This window comes from Shewanella sp. ENK2 (assembly GCF_043568515.1).
GTDB lineage: Bacteria > Pseudomonadota > Gammaproteobacteria > Enterobacterales > Shewanellaceae > Shewanella > Shewanella japonica.
The window spans coordinates 2,474,435-2,495,880 of sequence record NZ_CP171406.1; the positions used below are offsets into that span (position 1 = coordinate 2,474,435).

A 21,446-nucleotide genomic window follows, 5' to 3' on the forward strand; every position below is an offset into this window, starting at 1 on the left:
ATTCATTTTTAGTCGATTAAGTCGTAATTTTCACGTAAGACCTTAATGATATCGGCTTTAGGGTTTTCAGGAAGCTTAATGCTGCTACCTGTGACTTTTTCAGCAACACCGGTATAGGTACGCGATACATTCATCATCGCTTCAAGTGGTAGATCGTTGTCACGTGCTAATGCTTCACGTTCAGGCATTCTGTCTTTATTTAATAAAATGTCAGCATCATCAAAGTGATTGAGTAAGAACTGACGGAAACCTTCTTTTGAGTTTTCTACAATCTTACCGTCACGGTAAGCAGGACCATCCCAAATACGTGATGAATCAGGCGTACCCACTTCATCCATGTAAATCAGTTTCGAATTACCTTCTTTGTCATCTACGTAACCAAATTCAAACTTGGTATCGACAAACATCTGGTCGTGGCTAGCTAAGGCATCTGAAATTACGTTAAAGCCCTCTTTAAGCAGTTTTTCGTATAAATCGATATCGGATGCCTTTTCAAACCCAAATGCTTCCACATTGGCTTCAATGTCTGCACGACTGATGTTGACATCGTCTTGCTCTGGAACGCCAGGAATACCTGTTAAAATCCCTTTGGTAGAAGGAGTGATTAACAGCTCAGGCAGTTTTTGATCTTTCTCTAAGCCTTCAGGTAAGGTGATGCCGCAAAATTCACGCTCACCTTTTGCATATGCACGCCACATCGAGCCAGTAATGTATTGGCGACAAATTGCTTCAACTTTAATTGGTCGTGCTTTTTGTACTATCCAAACAAATGGATGTGGGATGTCTAGGATATGGCTGTCTGCTAAGCCATGCTCTGCAAACAAGGTAAACCAGTGGTTAGAAATCGCATTCAGTGCTGCGCCTTTGCCAGGAATACCTTGCAGGTTGCCTTCGCCATGGAAAATACAATCAAATGCTGAAATGCGATCACTGATCACCATGATGGCTAACGGTGTATCCGCTGGAACATCGTAGCCTTTGTCTTTAATAAGGCGGCGACTATCAGTATCGGTTAGCCAATAAACACTGCGGACCTTACCACTGTGTACCGGTTTGTCGGTACGAATAGGCAAATCATTGTTAATTGCGAGAACTGAATCAGCAAGACTCATGACCAGTATTCCTTAGAGGTTAAGTGTAGGGAGCTATCCTTTAATAACAGGATATGTCGGTATTTTAATGGCGGCTATTTTACCTTTATTAAGCCAGATTTCCATGCTTATAACAGGGCTAAACTCTTAATCCTGTATAGCGAATACTGAGGGGCTTAATATTAGTTTTTAATGCTTTATTCGTTGGTCTGTATCAGGCAAGATATTGCAGCTTATACTCTTGTTAACATCTGTGAGACATTCTGTGCATCCTACCAAACTCGGTTTATTTTTTGTGTCTATTGCCGTCATTTTTTGGGGCATATTACCGATAGCGTTAACACTCTCTGGAAATTTTATCGATCCGGTTACCTTGACTTGGTTTCGATTTTTAGTGGCATTTATCGTGACCTTTTTGGTGATGTGGCATCTAGGGTATTTACGTCAGTTCATGTCACTTTCACGAGGGGATTGGGTTAAGCTCAGTGCTGCCGGCATTTTACTCATGTGTAACTACACTTCGTTTGTGTATTCCTTAGATTATTTATCGCCAGGTACTGCACAACTTAACTTTCAGACTGCGCCATTTTACCTTGCTTTCGGTGGTGCGTTATTTTTTAAGGAGCGTTTAACTGCGGTGCAGTTGAGCTGTTTTGCAACTCTGGCCTTGGGAGTATTACTGTTTTTCCATCCAAGTCTTGATATGTCTGTCAGTGATAATAGTCAAATTGGTTTTGGGGTGTTAATCGTGCAGTTCTCTGTACTTTCTTGGACCAGTTATGCTTTATTGCAAAAGTCGCTGATCGCTAAGTTATCGCCTAATAACGTATTGCTATATATCTATGGTTTGGGTGTTGTCGTGATGGCGCCATTCTGTGATTTCAGCCAATTCTCTAAGATGAACTCATCTGAGTGGTTTATTATTTTATTCTGCGCAGCCAATACATTGATTGCTTACGGTAGCTTTGGACAAGCCATCAAGTATTGGCCCACAGCGCAAGTCAGCGCTATGCTGGCTCTGACACCTGTGTTGAGTTTCATTGCTAATAGTCTGGTGGTAAAGATGAACTTATGGCCCAACACCTTTAGGGCTGATGCCATTGATGCTTGGTCATTGCTTGGGATTATCTTAATTGTCGGCGCTGTTTTTGCCATGCAGATATGGCCTTTATTGCAGCAAAAGCGCAAGCAGCCATCAGCTGACAGGTATCGTTAGAAACGGTAGTTGATATTGACTGCTGCAAAATTGGCAGTACTTGGCTGATCTTTATATTGCTCAGTGCCACGAATGACTGAGAAGGTTAACCCCCAGTTTTGCCAGTTAAGCATAAATCCTGAATTGATCATTGCTTGTTGGTTCGTCAGTTCGACTGAGTGGCTATCTGTAAAGTTATTGCCATCAAGGGTTATATCGTTAAATACATAACGTCCATACAAGGTCAAAAACAGCTGCCAGCTTAACTCGCTAACAGGTTTTACTTGGTATCCATTGTTACTTCTTGATGCTGCTTGCGTTACGAAGGCATAACTGTGAGACAGAATGTTACCGATACGAAATGACATACCAGCACCAACATCACTCATTAAATTACCTATTGCCGCATTTCCATGAATAACAGTATCAAACTCGACATTTTCTGAAATTGGAGTGTATGCCCATTGATATAGGCGTTGTACTTCAACTCTGAATACAGGCTCATTACTTAACTGATTATCCCAGCCCATTGGCTCTTTGGCATCAATGATTTCGTGAACTTGTTTTTGAGTTTGCTCAGCAAGTGAACCTGGCCCGACAAGACCTAAAGTTATGCTTAAATTATCGGCGATACCATCACCAAAACTACGTAATGTAGATTGCCATAATAAGGTGCCAGCATATGGCCTGTCTGACTCTATGAGTTCCGCTTGTTGTAGGTCATCAGGGGTGTACATGCGCTGGGATACACTATAGCTAATTTGATACTGTCTTGATGCACCATGGTTTAAATAACTGTAACCATAAAGACCTGTGAGCCAAGTGGGCATGTTAAGCTCATCAAAATCATCGACGATTGCCTTACCCCAACTCCACTCTAAACCATTGCTGTAGCCATTATCACTGGTATTAATAAGGCCAAATGCATCATTCTCAAAACTGAACTGTACCCAGTCACCATTTGATGTCGCTAAAACCTGCTGATGTTGATCTTCAGCGTTAACCCCTGCTGCAGACACAACAATAGGTAAAACACAGCATATTAGTGCAAGTGCGCGAGTAATATGTTTGGCTAGGTATGTGCTTGGTAACATAAAATAAAGCTATGTATCAGTAGGTATCAAAATGAGCGAAGGATTATACAGAAAACAGCATAAAAAAATGGAGCCTAAGCTCCATTTTTATTACAGGGTTTCAACAGATTGTTGATACTGTGATCAATTACTCGCTGTCACGTGGTTTACGTGGACGACGGTCGCCACGAGGACGATCATTACGATCACCACGAGAACGGTCATTACGTGGACGACGTGGACGGTCGCTACGTGTAGACTCTGGGAATGGAGTGTCACTTGCTTCTTTGATGTTAAGTGGCTTACCACAAACACGTACTTTACGAAGGTGTGTTAACACATCTTTTGGCATACCGTCTGGTAAGTCAATTGAAGTCACTTGGTCGAATAACTGAATTTGACCAATGAACTGACTGTCGATATTAGCTTCGTTAGCAATTGCACCAACGATGTTACCTACACCAACGCCATTATCACGACCGACTTCAATTACGTAACGACACATTTTAACATCAGGCTTATCTTTTAAGCCTTCTGCACTACCAAAGCTTGTAGGCATTGGGCGGCCACCACGTGAATCACGACGGCTGTTGCGATCTCTGCCACCATCACGATCGCGGTCACGTGAATCACGTTGACGCTCTTGAATTGGAGGAAGTTGTAAAGGACGTTCAGCCTGAACTTGTTGTAATAATGCCGCAGCAAGTAAATCTGTATCGATTTCAAGCTGTTGACATAATTCAGCTACTGCGTTCTTCATGAAGTCTAAGTCACCATTAATGGTTTCTTGAACTTGCTCGCCTAAACGAGATAAACGACGCTCTGTTACTGTTTCAGGGCTAGGTACTTTCATTGGCGAAATACGGCTGTTCGTAGCACGTTCAATGGTACGTAACATACGCATTTCACGATTAGTAACGAAAAGAATTGCCATACCAGTACGGCCAGCACGACCTGTACGACCAATACGGTGTACATAAGCTTCTGAATCATATGGGATATCGTAGTTTACTACGTGTCCAATACGTTCAACGTCAAGACCACGGGCTGCAACGTCTGTCGCAATAAGAATATCTAGCTTGCCACGTTTTAGCTGGTCAACAGCACGCTCACGTGCTTGTTGGTTCATGTCACCATGTAATGGCGAAGAAGCGTAACCACGAGCTTCTAATTTTTCTGCTAGTTCAACACAGCTATTACGAGTACGTACGAAAATGATAATACCTTCTGTATTTTCAACTTCTAATACACGGACTAATGCTTCAAGCTTGTTGTGTTGAGATACTTGAACAAAACGTTGTTCAATAGATTCAACAGTCGTATGACTTGCTGCGATGCTGATATGAACAGGCTTGTTAAGGTGCTTGTTAGCAACACGCTTGATTTGCTCTGGCATAGTTGCAGAAAAAAGTGCTAATTGGCTTTCAGCTGGCTTGTGCTCAAGTACCCATTCGATATCGTCGATGAAGCCCATTTTTAGCATTTCATCAGCTTCATCAAGTACTAATGCTTTAAGCGCATCAAGTTTCAGTGTGCCACGACGCATGTGGTCCATTACACGTCCAGGCGTACCAACAACGACTTGTGGGCCACGACGTAGCGCACTAAGTTGTTGATGCATGCTTTGACCACCGTAAATAGGCAGTACATGGAAGCCTTTCATGTGTTTTGCGTAGCTACCAAATGCTTCAGCAACCTGTACTGCTAACTCACGAGTTGGAGCCAATACTAAGATTTGAGGAGCATTGAGTTTTTGATCGACACTATTAAGTAGTGGTAGTGCGAATGCACCAGTTTTACCAGTACCAGTTTGAGCTTGACCTAAAATATCTTTACCTTCCATTAAAGGATCGATACTAGCAGCTTGAATTGGTGTTGGTTTTTCGTAACCTAAATCGTCAAGGGCACGAAGCAAATTCTCGGATAAACCAAGTTCGCGGAAAGTTCTTTCATCGGATGACATTGAGTTGTAGCCTTGTGGGTATGCACGAAAATAGTCGCATTCGTGCTAAAGTTTCACAGACAGAAAATCAACCCCGTGTCGATTTCCCGCGTCAAAGGGGCAATATTATAGCAAGCTTTAGCCTCTATGACTATATATTTTCAATATAAAACTAAAATTGGCCTGATTATTGAAGAGCAATTTGTTGCTTATCTACTGAGATTAATTCAAAAGCGGTCTCAGTGACGGCGGCTAAAAATCCGATATCCAGTGTTTCAATTGTATCTTCTACCGTGTGGTAATATTTATGGGTAGGAACACCTAAATAAAGCCATGGAATCCCTGCCTTATGAAACGGGTAATGATCTGAAGCTCGTAACCAGTCAATTTTTACCATGCTGCCGTTTTGCATTCTTGAACGACTTTCTCTGACACACAATTGATTATAGTCTTGCAGTTGATATTTAAGCTGATTAAACTCAGTTAAATTTCTCTCGCCTTCTATATAAATGGATTTTGGTCTTGAAGGGTGACCTACCATGTCTAAATTTATCGACATTTCTATCTGCATGCTAGGTTGTGCTGTTAACTGTTCAACCACTGCATAAGAACCATATAAGCCTGACTCTTCAGCGTCGGTTGCTACAAGCATTAAGTTAACCTTGTCATCACCATTTGACTGCCAATGCTCGGCGATGGCTAGCATAGCAGCAACGCCTGAAGCATTGTCATCTGCACCAGCAAATACTTTATTGCCTTTTTTGCCAAGGTGGTCGTAATGGGCGGTAATCACTCGCCATCGTTGGCTATCATTTTTGGCTCTAATTGTGCCAATAACATTTATCCCTTCTTTATCAGTGAAGTTTGACCGATATTGAAAGGGGACTAAAAACGAATCTTGCCAAGGGGTAAGTTCGAGTTCTTGAAAGCGTTTGATGAGATATTGCCGAGATTGCTCGGCGCCAAGCGTATTGGTTTTACGTCCTTCAAATTCAGGGCTAGTTAAAATACGTATATCTTCGAGCAGTTGGCTTTTAACTGCCCAAAGACTGATAGGTTGATTGCCGCAGTTTTTAGATGCACAAGCAGATAGCGACAATATCATCATCAGGCTCAGTAATTTAAGCGCGAAGCGAATACCCTTGTTGATAACAGTAATCGCATTAGCCAGAGGCTTGATTAGAAATTCCATTTCGTTCCCTCTGGCTTATCGTCCGATGTTGCTTGATAGCTTATTTTTTAACAGATTTTTTTATCGTCTTTTTTGCCGCTTTCTTGGGCTTTGCCTCAGTAACTTGTGGCATTTTCTCCAACAGTGGCTGTAAAAAGCGTGCGGTATGCGACTCAGTGTTTTTAGCAACATCTTCAGGCGTACCTGTTACGAGTATTGTCCCGCCGCCTGAGCCACCTTCTGGTCCTAAGTCCACAATCCAGTCGGCTGTTTTGATCACATCTAAATTGTGCTCAATAACAACAATAGTATTACCTTTGGCTTTTAGTCTATGTAATACATCAAGTAATAACTGAATATCAGCAAAGTGCAACCCAGTTGTTGGTTCATCAAGAATATATAAGGTTTTACCCGTATCACGCTTAGACAGTTCTTTAGCAAGTTTGACTCGCTGAGCTTCACCGCCTGACAAGGTCGTGGCGCTTTGTCCTAGGCAAATATATGACAAACCGACATCCACTAAGGTTTGCAGTTTACGTGCAATGGCAGGAATAGGGTCAAAGAATACACGTGCTTCTTCGATGGTCATTTGCAGCACTTCGTGGATGTTTTTGCCTTTGTATTTCACGTCTAAGGTTTCACGATTATAGCGTTTGCCTTTACATGAATCACATGGCACATACACGTCAGGTAAAAAGTGCATTTCTACTTTAATGAGCCCGTCGCCCTGACAAGCTTCACAGCGTCCACCTTTTACGTTAAATGAGAAACGGCCAGGTTGGTAACCACGGCTACGCGACTCTTGTGTTGCGGCAAATAGCTCACGTATCGGAGTAAAAATGCCCGTATAAGTGGCTGGGTTTGAGCGAGGTGTTCGGCCAATAGGGCTTTGATCGATATCAACGACCTTGTCGCATTGCTCCATGCCCTTAATACTTTTATGCGGAGCGGGCTCATCAATTGTGGCGCCATTTAGCATGCGGTGAGCAATCTTATAAAAAGTATCGTTAATTAGGGTCGACTTACCAGAACCAGATACCCCAGTTACACAAGTGAATAGCCCGATAGGAATGGTTAAATCGACATTTTTAAGGTTATTACCCGTTGCTCCAGTGAGTTCAATGACCTTTTTCGGGTCTATTGGGGTGCGCTGCTCACTGACATGGATCTGTTTTTTGCCCGAAATGTACTGACCTGTGATCGATTCTTCACATTCGATGATATCGTTTAAGCCACCAGAACAAATAACTTCACCACCGTGCACTCCTGCGCCAGGGCCAATATCGATAACATGATCTGCCATGCGAATGGCATCCTCGTCATGCTCAACTACAATCACGGTATTACCTAGATCACGAAGATGGATTAAGGTATTAAGTAAGCGCTCATTATCACGCTGATGCAGGCCAATAGAGGGTTCATCTAATACATACATGACACCAACGAGTCCGGCGCCAATTTGGCTCGCTAACCGGATCCGCTGCGCTTCACCACCTGATAGTGTGTCTGCTGAACGATCTAAGCTTAAGTAATTTAATCCCACATTGACGAGGAACCCGAGTCGATCACCCACTTCTTTTAAGATTTTTTCGGCAATTTGTGCTTTTTGCCCTGAAAATTCGACACCGTTAAAGTAGGTCATGGCTTCGCCAATAGACCACTGCGTCAATTGAGGTAGTGTTAGTTCGCCAATAAAGACATTACGTGCTTCTTCACGTAAGCGAGAACCACCACAGCTTTTACACGGTTGTGTATTAATGAATTTAGAAAGCTCATCACGAACCGAGTTACTTTCAGTTTCACGGTAGCGGCGGTCCATGTTATTTAAGATGCCTTCAAATGGATGATTTCGGATCACCACATCGCCACGGTCATTAATATATTTAAAGGCAATACTTTGCTTGCCAGAGCCGTGGAGTACAATTTTTTGCACTTTATCTGTAAGTTGTTGGAACGGTGTTTCAACATCAAACTTATAATGTTCCGCCAGTGAGCTGAGCATTTGAAAATAATAGAAGTTACGTTTGTCCCAGCCGCGTATTGCACCTCCAGCAAGTGATAGCTCACCATTGGTGATCACTCTGTCGGCATCAAAATACTGTTGAACTCCTAAGCCATCACAGGTTTGACAAGCGCCAGCTGGGTTATTGAATGAGAAAATACGTGGCTCAAGTTCTGCCATTGAATAGCCACAATGAGGGCAAGCAAAATTTGCTGAAAAGATTATCTCTTCCGTTTCACTAGCCATATCAGCGACCACAGCAATACCACCTGACATTTCAAGGGTGGTTTCAAATGATTCCGCTAAACGTTGTTTAAGATCGTCACGCACTTTGAAGCGATCAACAACAACTTCAATGGTATGTTTTACATGTAAGTCTAAGGTTGGTGGGTCTGATAAGTCACAAACATCGCCATCAATACGCGCCCGCACATAACCTTGGGCTGCGAGACTCTCTAGCAGTTTTACATGCTCACCTTTACGTGCTTTAACGACAGGCGCCAACAGCATCTGACGACTACCTTCAGGTAACTCAAGGACTTTATCGACCATTTGACTTACTGTTTGTGCGGCTAGGGGCTGACCATGAGTGGGACAGCGAGGTTCACCTACACGGGCAAATAGTAATCTTAAGTAGTCATAAATTTCGGTAATCGTACCCACAGTTGAACGTGGATTATGTGAAGTGGATTTTTGTTCAATTGAAATCGCTGGGCTTAAGCCTTCAATATGATCAACATCAGGTTTTTCCATCAAACTCAAAAATTGGCGCGCGTATGCTGACAAAGACTCAACATAGCGGCGTTGACCTTCGGCATATAAGGTGTCGAAGGCCAATGAAGATTTGCCTGAACCTGACAGCCCGGTAATGACAATGAGTTTGTCACGGGGAATTTTGAGGTCAAAGTTTTTTAGATTGTGGGTTCGTGCACCGCGAATTTCAATGGTATCCATTCTTCACTCTGATGTTGTTCTCAGGGGCTTGGTAAGAGATCTACTTCTTTAAGCCGCCGAATTTTAAATGGGTTTAAGCTATTTTTGTCTAAATAGTTTATGTTGGTTTGTCGATTTTATGATGTATTTATACAGTATTTTATACAGTGTTGTATAGGGCTAAGTGCTTAGTTCATTTTCTGCGGTGTCATTCCTATTCGGGGTAACCTGAACTGGGATATAAAACACATTATAACCTGTTTGTTTAATCTCATTAGCAAATACGACAATCAGTTGCTGCTTGGTTCATTATTCCTTTTGAGCTAAATTAGGACGCTGTGATAATATGCGCAACTCAAAATTTTTACTGTGACAAAATTAAGGGCAAGTGAATGGCCAAGAATGGACTATCCGGCATAGAGAAAAAAGTCGCTTTTTCGTTAGCCAGCGTGTTTGGTTTACGAATGATGGGCTTGTTTATGATCATGCCTGTGTTTGCGCTTTACGGCCAACACTTAGAAGGATTCTCGCCATTATGGGTCGGTATTGCCATAGGGGCATACGGCTTAACACAAGCTTGTTTGCAAATTCCCATGGGCATGTTGTCTGACAAATATGGCCGAAAGCCTATCATTTTAGGTGGTTTGGTCATTTTTGCTATTGGTAGTATTGTCGCTGCGATGTCTGATCATATATACGGTGTGGTGCTGGGCCGTGCTTTACAGGGCATGGGAGCCATTGCTGCGGCGGTATTGGCACTCGCTGCCGACTTAACCCGTGATGAACAACGAACCAAAGTCATGGCAATCATTGGGATGTGTATTGGCTTTTCTTTCGCTTTATCCTTACTTGCAGGGCCGATAGTTGCTCAATATGCAGGCCTTGAAGGCTTATTCTTTTTAACTGCCATTTTAGCTGTGTTAGGCATGGTGATTGTGCAGGTCTTAGTACCAAATCCTGTGTCTCAAGCCCCTAAAGGGGATACTGTTGCTACGCCGACCAAGCTTAAACGTATGCTGATGGACCCTCAGTTATTTCGATTAGATGCGGGCATTTTTATTCTTCATTTAGTATTAACAGCGGTGTTTGTCGCATTACCTTTAGATTTAGTGGATGCTGGCTTAGTCAAAGAAAAACACTGGATGTTGTACTTCCCCGCTTTTGTTGGCGCACTCTTTTTAATGGTGCCTTTGATCATTATTGGGGTTAAGCGCAATAACACTAAAACTATGTTCCAAATCTCATTGCTTATAATGATGCTATCACTCGCTGCTATGGGAATTTATGCTGATAATTTGTGGGTGCTCAGTGGCGCTGTGGTGTTATTTTTTACCGGCTTTAACTATTTAGAGGCATCATTACCTAGCTTAATCGCAAAGTTTTGTCCTATGGGCGATAAAGGTTCTGCGATGGGGGTTTACTCGACCAGTCAATTCTTAGGTGCTTTTTGTGGCGGCATGTTAGGTGGCGGCGCTTATCAATTGGTCGGCGCTTCAGGTGTCTTTTATGTCGCGTTAGCGTTGATGTTTGTGTGGTTATTATTGACCATTGGTATGGAAAAACCAGTGCTTCTTAAAAGCTATACTCTTGAAGCTGAAGCGAAAGATAGAAATCATGCCCAAGATATGGCAACTCAGTTATCACAACTTGCAGGGGTTGCTGAGGCAATTGTCGTGATTGAAGAGAAAGCTGCTTATTTAAAAGTAGATGATCAATTCGATTTAAGAGAAGCCCGAGCTGTGTTAGGCTCTGTCAGCTAAGAATTAAATTCGTATTTTTGTGTGATAGTTGATGTGTCAACAGACATAAAAATGGCATAATTGATTCAACAGAATTTGAACATAAATAAATTTAGAACATGGTAAATCGCAGGAGATTTCAATGGCCAGTCGTGGTGTGAATAAAGTAATTTTGGTTGGTAATTTAGGTAAAGATCCTGAAGTTCGTTACATGCCAAACGGTAACGCAGTCGCTAACTTTACTGTAGCAACAAGTGAATCTTGGAAAGACCAACAAGGTCAGCAACAAGAACGCACTGAATGGCACAACATTGTGATGTACCGTCGACTAGCTGAAGTAGCTGGCGAATACCTGAAAAAGGTTCTAAAGTTTACTTAGAAGGTAAACTGCAAACCAGCAAGTGGCAGGATCAGACTACGGGTCAAGATCGCTACAAAACCGAAATCAATGCAATGGAAATGCAAATGCTTGATAGCCGTGGCCAAGGCGGTCAGCAAGGTGGTATGAACCAAGGTCAAGGTGGCTATGGTAATGCGCCTCAGCAAAGTGCACCGCAATCCCAAGGCGGATACGGCCAACAGCAGCAATCTCAAGCTGGTTATCAGCAGCCTGCTCAACAGCAAGCAGCTCAAAAGCCTGCTTACACGCCTAAGCCTCAAGCGCCAGCGCAGCAGCAAGGTAGTTACCAGCAGCCAGCTCAACGTCCAGCACCTGCCCAGCAACAAGGCGGTTTCCAACAACCTGCTCAACAACAGCAAGGTGGTTTCCAGCAACAATCTGCTCCAGCACAGCGTCCTGCACCAACACCACAACCGCAGAACACTACGCCAGATTTAGGCGGTGATTGGGATGACGATATCCCGTTCTAATACACAGTATTCGCTGGATTAATCGAAGTGATATTTAAAATCCCTGTTATGCAGGGATTTTTTGTTGTTCATTAACAAGTTTGATTGATGATGAGTGTGAAGCACGCTTTGTTGGTATAAAATGAAACATTCATTGGTTTATTTTGACGGATAACAAAGAGTTTAGGATCTGAATAAATGAAAAAATCCTGTATGTGAGACATGATAAAATTGGTGACTTCACCACGAAGTGGCCCGCACTTAGCATGTTAAAACAGGCAATACCGGACGCAACAATTGACGTATTTGTTGCTCCTGTAGTGAAAAGTTTTGCCGAGGCATGCCCTCATGTGGATAACGTCTTAGTTGATACAGGTGATGATGCGGCTATTGCAGAGCTGATTAAAGAGCAACATTACGATGCAGCTATCGTTTCATTGTCTCAATACCGAGTTTATAAACTACTTAAACCAGCTCGAATTCCTTATGTACTGGTTCCCACGCTAAATTGGTACCAATATCTCTATAAACACAGAACCAACGCACAATATCAAGATGGCATTTCTGTTTGGCGAAGAGGTTGTAATGTTGTTGAGCACTTTCTAAAAGAGCACAATTACCCTATTCCAGAAGTGAAACGACCTTTTTGGGATATGAGCAATAAAAAGCACAAGTGGCAAGAGTATTACAATAAACAGGGTGAAGAAAAGTTGATTTTCGCTCACCCTGGTACAGGTGGCTCGTCGGGCGGGGTGCCTGTTGAGTCATTTTCGAATATGCTTATTGATATTAGTCAGCGTACTGCGTTAGATTGCCGATTTGTGGTCACTTACAGCGGCCAAGAAGAAGTGCTTGCCGACGAAATGGTCGCTATTTTGTCTGAAAAAGGCATTAAGGTTGAAAAAGCCAAACCATTATCGAGCCTGAGCGAATTTGCTGAGTCATTAGTGGCTGCTGATATGTTTATCGCAGGCTCTACTGGGCCTTTGCATTTAGCAGGTCTACACAATGTGCCGACATTAGGGTTTTATGCAGGCAGACGCTCTGCACCGCATATACGTTGGCAGTCCTTATCAGCGGATGATCGCCGATTATCTTATACACCGCCTGTTGGAAAAAGAACGGGTCGCAATATGGCGTTAGTTGATTTTGACAAGGCAGCCACTGAGGCTGCGGCGTTTTTAGATTCATTTTATTCAGACGTTAGCCGTTAAGTTAAGGCTATCAAAACAAGATTTGGTTTAAGCGTGATGTATGTTCACGCCAATACACAGGAATTGAGCTTATGATCGTGGTTACAGGTGCTGCAGGTTTTATCGGTAGTAATTTAGTTAAATCGCTTAATGAAATGGGCCGTACAGATATCATCGCCGTCGATGATCTTACTGATGGCACGCAAATGTTTAATTTAGCCGATTGCGAAATCGCTGATTACTTAGATAAAGATGCCTTTTTAGCCAGCATTAAAGCGGGCGAGTTTGACGGTAAATTAGAAGTGATTTTCCATCAAGGAGCATGTTCATCGACCACTGAGTGGGATGGCAAGTTTATGATGCAAAACAACTATGAATACTCAAAAGTATTACTGCATTATAGCCAAGCAAATAATGTGCAATTTATCTATGCATCATCGGCATCTGTGTACGGTGGTAGTGACACTTTTGTTGAGAAGCGCGAAGTTGAAAAACCGCTAAATGTGTATGCTTACTCTAAGTTCTTGTTTGACCAATACGTCCGTCAACAAGACACAACTGCCCAAGTTGCAGGTCTTCGTTATTTTAACGTTTACGGCCCTAGAGAGCAGCATAAAGGCGGCATGGCGAGTGTAGCATTCCACTTTAATAACCAAATCAAAGCGAACGGTGTTTGTCGTTTATTTGCCGGTGTGGATGGCTATGAAGATGGTCAGCAACTACGTGATTTCGTGTTTGTTGAAGACGTCGTTAAAGTGAACATTTGGTTATGGCAGAACAAGTCAGTGTCTGGTGTGTTTAACTGCGGAACAGGTGAAGCGCAAAGCTTTAATGATGTAGCAAATGCCGTTATTCAGTACCATGGTAAAGGCGACATTGAATACATTCCTTTCCCTGATAAATTAAAGGGTGCTTACCAGAGCTATACTCAAGCAGATTTAACCTTGCTTCGTTCAGTGGGTTGTGACCATGTCTTCAAAACGGTTGAGCAAGCAGTGCCTGAGTATTTAGATTGGCTAAAAGACCAACATTTTATTGGTCAGTAATCATAGATTGATGGCAAATCTATAAAGCCTTGATGAGTCAATCATCAAGGCTTTTTTATTGGCAAAACCCTAATGCTATTGACTAACCATGCCTTTAAGCACGATATCGTCATAAGTCACAAAGCCAATAATGTTGCTGTTTTCAACCACAGGTGCTTTATTGATTTGGAATTGGTCAAATAGCCTAGCGGTATATCGGATATCCATATCCGCACTGACAGCCATCACGGGTTTTATCATGATTTCATATACGTTAACTCGCTCCGGTGACTTATTTGTTGCGAGGACTTTTCTGGCAATATCGCTCAGCAATAACATGCCATATTCGTCATGCTCATTACGCTTGTTGACGACCAAAATAGAGACATTCTGTTCCACCGCGATGGCAATGGCTTCGCTAATGGTCAGCATACCGTCAATCATAGCGTATTGATTCATCAATACATCTCGATTTTTAATAGGTGTTGTCGGCTTCATATTTGATCCTTAATATCATTGGTAAGTTTTTCAACTTGATGAGCAACACCAACGGCATCTTCAACATCAATTTGAATCGCAATACCTTGGCCTGGGTTAGTGTTAAACCCGCCCACCTCGCATATTGTCTCTAAAATATGGCGACTCATATGCTCTTCTACTAGCCATAAAATCACATCACGCTGAACATCTAAGCCTAAGCCCATGAAGGTTTTCTTTTTCTTTAGCCCTTCACCTCTAGCATGGTTGATAACTGTGGCGCCAGTAGCGCCAGCTTCTCGGGCGGCATCAAGTACAGTGTCTGTCGTGATGTCGTCAACAAAAGCGATAATTAACTTAAATCGCATTTATTACTCCTTAATGGAATGATTATTTTTTATTGTTGATGTTGGCACTGCTGAACTAGGAAGTGCCTCTGATATATCTGCTGGAACGGCTGCATTTTTTTCATTGAGCTCAGTTTCATCAATTGCTTGGGATTTTCGTTTATCTAGCCAGGCTACAAGTTGGGCATAGCTCATTACAGCAATAATGGGGAACAAACTGGCAAAAGCGATAAGCCCAAAGCCATCAATAAGTGGATTACGTCCTTCAACATTTGAGGCTAAACCTAAACCTAATGCCGCGACCAGGGGCACGGTAACAGTTGAAGTGGTGACGCCACCTGAATCATACGCGAGTGGGATGATGGATTTAGGTGCGTAGAAGGTTTGGATTACTACCACCACATAACCTGCCATGATGTAATAATGGATTGGGTCACCAACGACGATGCGAAAGCAGCCTAGCGAGATACCGAAAGCCACGCCAATTGCCACCGAAATACGTAACCCTTGAGTGCTAATCGTGCCACCTGACACTTCGTTCGCTTTAATAGCAACTGCAATCAATGAGGGTTCGGCAATGGTGGTGCTGAACCCAATAGCGGCAGCAAATACATACACCCATAAATAGTCTTGCCAGATGTAAGGCCCAGCAGAACCATCAGGGTGCAAAATTTCTGGTGAGGTTAACTGATTTGCAAGATTTTCACCGATTGGGAACAGCGCCAGTTCGAGTCCGACTAAGAAAAAGCTTAACCCGAAGGTGACATAAACAAACCCAAGCACCACCGTTTTCCAGTTAGCTATAGGACGTTTAAGTACACCTAATTGGAATCCAAATAGAATGATGGCTATTGGGATCACATCTCGCATTGTGAGCAGCAAGGTTTCTAATAACTGATATAGCCACGTCATTTGGCCTCCTTGGCAAATTGTACCTGCTCATTAAGTAAGGTCATGTCTACATTGCACATCATTGTCATAACACCATGCCGTAAAGTAAGACAAAAATTACCGGCGTTAAACTTGCAAAAGCAATGAGTCCAAAGCCATCTAACATTGGGTTTCGGCCTTTAATCACAGTGGCTAAGCCCACTCCTAATGCCGTCACTAATGGCACTGTAATCGTTGACGTGGTCACGCCACCCGAGTCATAAGCAATGCCGATGATATTTTCTGGGGCAAAGCTTGTGAGGATCATGACAATAATGTAGCCACCGATGATCAGGTAATGAATTGGCCAGCCTTTAACAATCCTGATTACCCCAAGCAAGATGGCTAAGCCAACGGAGACCGCCACCGTTAATCTCAGTCCCATCGCATAACTGTCCATTGCTGTTTCTGTGGCGGCAATGGCGCCACCTTCTGCTGCGACTTCAGCCGCTTCAGCTGCCACAGCGGTCAGCGCGGGTTCTGCTAGGGTCGTGCCAAAGCCGAGTGAGAAAGAAAAAATGACTAACCAGAATGTGCTACCTTTGCGAGCAAGGGCATGAGCTAAGGACTCACCGATTGGGAAGAGGCCCATTTCCAATCCGAACACAAAAAAAGTCAGTCCTAAAACGATAAAGATGACACCGACAAGGATAGAAAAAAGGTTATCAGGAGCTTGTTGGAGGATAAAAATTTCAAAAAAACTCACCACTAAAATAATGGGGACTAAATCTCGAAAACTGCCGAGCATAGATTGTAATAACTTAACTAATCCGCTCATTCCACCTCCTGTGAAAGTTAATAATGACAATCGCTTAAGCGTAATTCCTCGCGTATATGGAAAAGAAAACGCCTTATTGGAATGGTCTAACTTATGTATTCAGTTTGCCAAGGTTACACATTGAGGCAACAGAAATTTAACAAAAGTTGCAATAGTTTTGAGCTAGATCAATTTGTCTTTGAAAATGTGCGCTAGGTGAATCGAACCGAGGGTATTTGCAATAAACAATCAAACCTAAAAGGTACTAATTGTGGGGTGAGTCATTATTGACGGAACTGTATTCATGAGAGTAGAGAAAGCTAACTGCTAGTGAGTCAAATGAGGCGGTAAAATAATGCTTATGTATTTTGTTGGATAAGCATCATTGGGAGAGTCGTTCAGTGCAAGGCATGTATAACTAGGGCATGTATAACTAGGGCATGTATAACTAGGGCGTGTATAACTAGGGCATGCATAACTAGGGCGTGTATAACTAGGGTATTGTAAAGCTTAGGCATTTAAAATTAAGGAGTTAGCGCTAATGGATCTGCTGGGTGCTCAATATTGTATTTATCCAATATTTGTTGGTATTCCCCTGTTTTTTTGAGCTTAGTTAGCCCTTGATTAAACATTTTGGCAGCTTTAGTCGCGCCTTGGTTAAAGCCAACATACAAAGGCAATGGTTCACCGAAGGTACCTGCAAAGCGAATTTGATCATCTAGAGCTAGCTTTTCAGCCGTGTTTTGAATAACCACTTTATTACCCAGCATGACATGAAAGCGGCCTTTGATAAGCCTTTTTAGGTTCATGGTTAACGGCTGGTTTCCAGTCGCAATGTAGAAACGATTTGAATTGGCAATTTTATCGTTTAATCGCTCGCCATAGTCATAACCACGAATGATACCAACTTGCACGTTATCTAAATCTTCAAGCTGGTTAAATTGCCAAGCAAACCCTGTAGTGGTGTAGAAATCTTTGCTTGCATAACCCACAACGACTTCATCAGTATATAAATTAAATTGGCTAACATGCTCTGGCGTGACGGCTAAGATTGCATCAATATTTCCGTGTTGGACTTCTTTTAAAGCACGATTAAATGGCACTGCGATAAAATGAACCGGTTGATCCATTTCAGCAAAAGCCCTTTTTGTTAATTCAGTGACATAGCCTGTTTGACCTTCACATACGTAAGGGCACCAAATATCAGATGCGATTAAAAGGGGCTTGGCAGATAAAGACGCTGACCAAAGGCTACTAAGGCACAATAGACATGCTGTAGTGCAAGCGAACAACTTAGTTAAGGCTGTGTTTAGCGTCATTTTCACAATGATATAAATTCCAGTCAGTTTATGTGTTCGCAACTTATAACAGGCTTAACAAGCAACCCATTATTAGTTTGTTGAGTCAATAGAGAACAGTATAACTAAATCTTCCCGAGTAATAAGTTACTTCGTGTACATTTGAAGTCATAAGGTTAAGCAGTGAGTCTAACTCTTTGAGTTATTGTATCTTAAAGCGGCAATCTATTGGGTTAAATTTAATCGTTCTTGGTATTTTTGCCAGTTTTGTAAAGCAAAATCGTTAATCGTCGTGAGTTATTGATAAGGTATGTAGCAATGTTATCTTCATGCTTTTGTCTCGGCGCAGTTTTCGAGTTGAGGTGTCTAGAGGCTAATTTGTTTCAAGGTCATGTTGTCCATCTGGTCACATTCTGGTGCTTATTTCATCCTTGTGCGACTGACTATTATTGAGGTTTATATCATGAAATATATTACTTTTACTGAACCTGGAAGCGCAGAAGTTATGAATATTGCACAATCTCATGATGACTTAATCGCTCAAGCATTAACGTCGGGTCAGGTTGTCATTAACGTCCATGCAGCAGGTGTGAACGGCCCCGATATTAAGCAGCGAGAAGGGGCATATCCAGCTCCCAAAGGGGCTAGTCCTATTTTAGGCTTAGAAGTGTCAGGTGAGATTATTGCTGTCGCAGAAGGTGTTTCTCAATGGCAAGTTGGCGATAAAGTATGTGCCTTAGTTCCAGGTGGCGGCTATGCCGAACAAGTCGTGACGTTTGCTAGTCATTGTTTACCTATTCCTAAAGGTTATAGCTTTGAGCAAGCTGCTGCACTACCCGAAACCTACTTTACGGTTTGGGGCAACATGATGATTAGAGCAGGGTTGAGTAAAGGTGAATCTGTGTTAATTCACGGTGGCTCCGGTGGTATCGGAACAACAGCAATTCAAATCGCTAAGGCAATGGGAGCACGCGTATTTGTCACTTCTGGTTCTGATGAAAAGTGCCAATATTGTCTGCAACAGGGTGCAGAACTTGCCATTAATTATCACACACAAGATTTTGTCGAGCCGATACTTAATGCGACAGATGGCCAAGGAGTCAATGTGGTGTTTGATATAGCGGGTGGAGATTTTGTGAATAAAAACCTCAAAGTGGTGGCAATGGATGGCCGAATGGTGACTGTCGCCATGCAAAGGGGAGTAAGAGCTGAAGTGGATATTTTTAGACTCATGGCAAAGCGGATCAGCTGGACAGGTTCCACCTTGAGGCCGCAAAGTGTTGAAGCGAAAGCTGACATTGCTGCAGCACTGAGAGCGCAAATTTGGCCATTACTTGATAGTGGCTCAATTAACATCAAGCTGGATAAGATCTTTGCCTTTGAAGAGGTTATCGCAGCACATCAATATATGGAGTCAGGACAGCATCAAGGTAAAATTGTATTGAAAGTGATATAGAACAGATTTTTTCGAATTGAGAACTTGAAGCTTACGTATTTTGGGCTAAATTTGAGCGTGTATGAGAGGGTTAATTTTCAGCCATATTGTCTGGTTATTAGCGATTGATATGCGGGTAGGTGAATCGCCTAGCTCACTATGATATCGATTCTATTGTTGAGTTCAAAATATCAAAAACTTCATAAAACATCAGTTGATTTTTGAAGAAGTTTTTGATTAATTACCCTCAATAGTCATGCGTTAACTGTATGGTTTATTTATTAAACGATGTACTCATCAGTACATTTTTAAAGGTATGTGTTGATTTAAGGGCGTTAGCATATATGTATAACACTGCAAAAAAACAAGTGTGGTTCGGTGAATTAAGAACTGCAAGAGGCACGTCAATCGTCGTTCATGATAACCGTTTACCTGACGCGTCACCTGGACGGATCTACTTATTCAATGCGAGTCGAAATACCATTGGTGAGTATGTCGAAGATATTGTTAAAGTGAATCTTCATGAACTTGATGATGCGCAACTTGCAGCGGCAAAAGCTGAACATGATGCAGCATGGCAAGCCGCTAGAACTGAGTTTATGGCAAAGCATGAGGCACATATTGAACTATCTTCAGTGCCAGATTCAGCACCTGAAGTGAAAAGTAAGGCGCCGGTTGTTCCCGACGAGCCAATGGATGATGTCATGGATGCTGATGACGATATGGAATTTGAAGATACGGGTTTTGAAGCCAGTATGAGTGATGATGGTGACGAGGACAGGTAGCATCAATGCAAAACGGCATTGGTTGACTATAGTATTGTCATTACAATAAAAAAGGCGCTCCCTTAAGGGGAGCGCCTTTTTTATGACGAATTCTCAGGGCTTATAGCACACCAAATTCATAGCGAGTGTGATGGTGATAAGTATCACCAGCAGCAATCCACGGCTCACCCCGTAAGTGGGGTTGATTTGGAGAGTCTGGTAGCATCTGCGGCTCAATACATACAGCGCGATGGGATTGATAAATCTCCCCTTTAAAACCTTTTGTCCCCTCAAGGAAGTTTGCCCCATATAACTGAACGCCAGGCTGATCAGTGTAGATGGTCATAGTGCGGCCGCTTTTAGGGCTTGATAGGCAACCAAAGCGAACAAGATCATGATTTGTCTGAGCTAATACATAACAATGGTCAAAACCATTGGTAGCGCTTAATGCTGCTCGCTGTGTCTGCTCAGAAAAAGGCGTCGGTTTTGATAAATCTAAGTCGCTGCCGAGCGTTTCATCCATTGAGATAGGCACGCCGACATCGTTCATGGTTAAATATTGGTGGGCATCGACTTGAATGTGATGATCCACATTCGTCAAACTATCAGCGCCTTCTAAATTAAAGTAACTGTGCTGAGTTAAACTAATAGGACAGGCTTTATCGACCTGAGCTTGCATGTCGATAAGTAAATTATTGCCTTCTAAACGGTAGTCTAGCTGAACTTTACATAGCCCAGGAAAGCCCATTTCTCCATCAGGGCTGTCGACCGTTAACCGCACCCCATCAGATAAGGTTTCCATATGCCATTGCTTTAAATGAAACCCGTCACGACCGCCATGTAAGCAGTTTGTCGCTTGGTTAATGTCTAGTTGATAGTCTTGCCCTTGATAATGCAATTGACCATTAGCGATACGGTTAGAATAGCGACCTGCAATCGCTCCTAAATAGGCTTGCTGAGCTAAGTAGTCAGCGACACTATCACAACCCAGTACAATGTTCTGACGCTGTCCAAATTTATCTGCAGTCCATAATTCACGAATGATCCCACCTAGGCTTAGAATTTCGATTGCGATGTTGCCGTTATCGATTCGGACACGCTTGATGCTGCCACCACGAGGGTCTTGCCATGGCTCCAATGCCGTGATTTCAATCATTGTAGTCTCTTCCTGATGAGATAATTAAGCCGTGTGGCAGCCGCTACATTCACTATTAGACATTGCCAG

The 21,446-nt window shown here is 42.6% G+C and carries 17 protein-coding genes and 1 pseudogene; 7 read left to right on the plus strand and 11 right to left on the minus strand.

The features are described 5' to 3' along the window. Positions 1-8 precede the first annotated feature (8 nt). Positions 9-1,112, minus strand: coding sequence for a phosphoribosylaminoimidazolesuccinocarboxamide synthase (locus ACGEDC_RS10990; protein WP_119967787.1), 1,104 nt, complete (start codon positions 1,110-1,112; stop codon positions 9-11). A gap of 214 nt (positions 1,113-1,326) precedes the next feature. On the opposite strand from ACGEDC_RS10990, the gene ACGEDC_RS10995 reads away from it, so the two are divergent. Beyond that, on the plus strand, positions 1,327-2,307 hold the full coding sequence (locus ACGEDC_RS10995) for a DMT family transporter (protein WP_394498315.1): 981 nt from the start codon (positions 1,327-1,329) through the stop codon (positions 2,305-2,307). Here ACGEDC_RS10995 and ACGEDC_RS11000 read toward each other — a convergent pair. The 4 genes from ACGEDC_RS11000 to uvrA all read right to left on the minus strand — a co-directional run bounded on the left by ACGEDC_RS11000 (position 2,304) and on the right by uvrA (position 9,428). Beyond that, the gene (locus tag ACGEDC_RS11000; RefSeq protein WP_394493199.1) at positions 2,304-3,380 is read right to left on the minus strand and encodes a lipid A deacylase LpxR family protein; all 1,077 of its coding nucleotides are present in this window, start codon (positions 3,378-3,380) and stop codon (positions 2,304-2,306) included. The two genes, ACGEDC_RS10995 and ACGEDC_RS11000, sit on opposite strands and share 4 nt — an antisense overlap. Before the next feature lie 127 nt (positions 3,381-3,507). After that, positions 3,508-5,322, minus strand: a complete 1,815-nt coding sequence (locus tag ACGEDC_RS11005; protein ID WP_055022881.1) for a DEAD/DEAH box helicase — start codon at positions 5,320-5,322, stop codon at positions 3,508-3,510. Between the two features lie 166 nt (positions 5,323-5,488). Further along, positions 5,489-6,493: a M20/M25/M40 family metallo-hydrolase gene (locus ACGEDC_RS11010; RefSeq protein WP_394493201.1), complete on the minus strand. Its 1,005-nt coding sequence runs from the start codon at positions 6,491-6,493 to the stop codon at positions 5,489-5,491. A 40-nt stretch (positions 6,494-6,533) separates the two neighbouring features. Next, a complete protein-coding gene (gene uvrA, locus ACGEDC_RS11015) occupies positions 6,534-9,428 on the minus strand; it encodes an excinuclease ABC subunit UvrA (protein WP_394493203.1) in 2,895 nt (964 codons plus the stop codon). 371 nt (positions 9,429-9,799) lie between these two features. Between uvrA and ACGEDC_RS11020 the strand changes: the two genes are divergently transcribed. From ACGEDC_RS11020 to rfaD, 4 genes and pseudogenes are all read left to right on the plus strand, one after another. Beyond that, positions 9,800-11,167 (plus strand): MFS transporter, encoded by a 1,368-nt coding sequence (locus tag ACGEDC_RS11020; protein WP_394493205.1) that lies wholly within the window; start codon positions 9,800-9,802, stop codon positions 11,165-11,167. 121 nt (positions 11,168-11,288) lie between these two features. Then, positions 11,289-12,016, plus strand: a pseudogene (gene ssb, locus ACGEDC_RS11025) (single-stranded DNA-binding protein). A gap of 245 nt (positions 12,017-12,261) precedes the next feature. Then, positions 12,262-13,209, plus strand: coding sequence for a glycosyltransferase family 9 protein (locus ACGEDC_RS11030; RefSeq protein ID WP_394493207.1), 948 nt, complete (start codon positions 12,262-12,264; stop codon positions 13,207-13,209). Positions 13,210-13,280: 71 nt separating this feature from the next. After that, positions 13,281-14,234 (plus strand): ADP-glyceromanno-heptose 6-epimerase, encoded by a 954-nt coding sequence (gene rfaD / locus ACGEDC_RS11035; protein WP_055022875.1) that lies wholly within the window; start codon positions 13,281-13,283, stop codon positions 14,232-14,234. A gap of 75 nt (positions 14,235-14,309) precedes the next feature. Here rfaD and ACGEDC_RS11040 read toward each other — a convergent pair whose 3' ends face one another. The 5 genes from ACGEDC_RS11040 to ACGEDC_RS11060 all read right to left on the minus strand — a co-directional run bounded on the left by ACGEDC_RS11040 (position 14,310) and on the right by ACGEDC_RS11060 (position 18,043). Then, on the minus strand, positions 14,310-14,711 hold the full coding sequence (locus ACGEDC_RS11040; RefSeq protein ID WP_055022874.1) for a CBS domain-containing protein: 402 nt from the start codon (positions 14,709-14,711) through the stop codon (positions 14,310-14,312). Next, complete coding sequence (locus ACGEDC_RS11045) at positions 14,708-15,058, minus strand: P-II family nitrogen regulator (RefSeq protein ID WP_055022873.1); 351 nt, start codon at positions 15,056-15,058, stop codon at positions 14,708-14,710. Before ACGEDC_RS11045 ends, ACGEDC_RS11040 begins: the two co-directional genes overlap by 4 nt. Positions 15,059-15,061: 3 nt before the next feature. Continuing rightward, positions 15,062-15,949 (minus strand): DUF1538 domain-containing protein, encoded by an 888-nt coding sequence (locus ACGEDC_RS11050; RefSeq protein WP_080914766.1) that lies wholly within the window; start codon positions 15,947-15,949, stop codon positions 15,062-15,064. A gap of 64 nt (positions 15,950-16,013) precedes the next feature. Next, positions 16,014-16,745, minus strand: a complete 732-nt coding sequence (locus tag ACGEDC_RS11055) for a DUF1538 family protein (protein WP_394493211.1) — start codon at positions 16,743-16,745, stop codon at positions 16,014-16,016. 503 nt (positions 16,746-17,248) lie between these two features. Continuing rightward, positions 17,249-18,043 (minus strand): substrate-binding periplasmic protein, encoded by a 795-nt coding sequence (locus tag ACGEDC_RS11060; protein ID WP_055022871.1) that lies wholly within the window; start codon positions 18,041-18,043, stop codon positions 17,249-17,251. Between the two features lie 442 nt (positions 18,044-18,485). On the opposite strand from ACGEDC_RS11060, the gene ACGEDC_RS11065 reads away from it, so the two are divergent. Beyond that, a complete protein-coding gene (locus ACGEDC_RS11065) occupies positions 18,486-19,478 on the plus strand; it encodes an NAD(P)H-quinone oxidoreductase (protein ID WP_394493213.1) in 993 nt (330 codons plus the stop codon). Between the two features lie 323 nt (positions 19,479-19,801). After that, positions 19,802-20,242: a hypothetical protein gene (locus ACGEDC_RS11070; protein ID WP_394493215.1), complete on the plus strand. Its 441-nt coding sequence runs from the start codon at positions 19,802-19,804 to the stop codon at positions 20,240-20,242. 100 nt (positions 20,243-20,342) lie between these two features. Here ACGEDC_RS11070 and ACGEDC_RS11075 read toward each other — a convergent pair whose 3' ends face one another. After that, positions 20,343-21,377: an aldose epimerase family protein gene (locus tag ACGEDC_RS11075; protein WP_394493217.1), complete on the minus strand. Its 1,035-nt coding sequence runs from the start codon at positions 21,375-21,377 to the stop codon at positions 20,343-20,345. Positions 21,378-21,446: the final 69 nt, after the last annotated feature.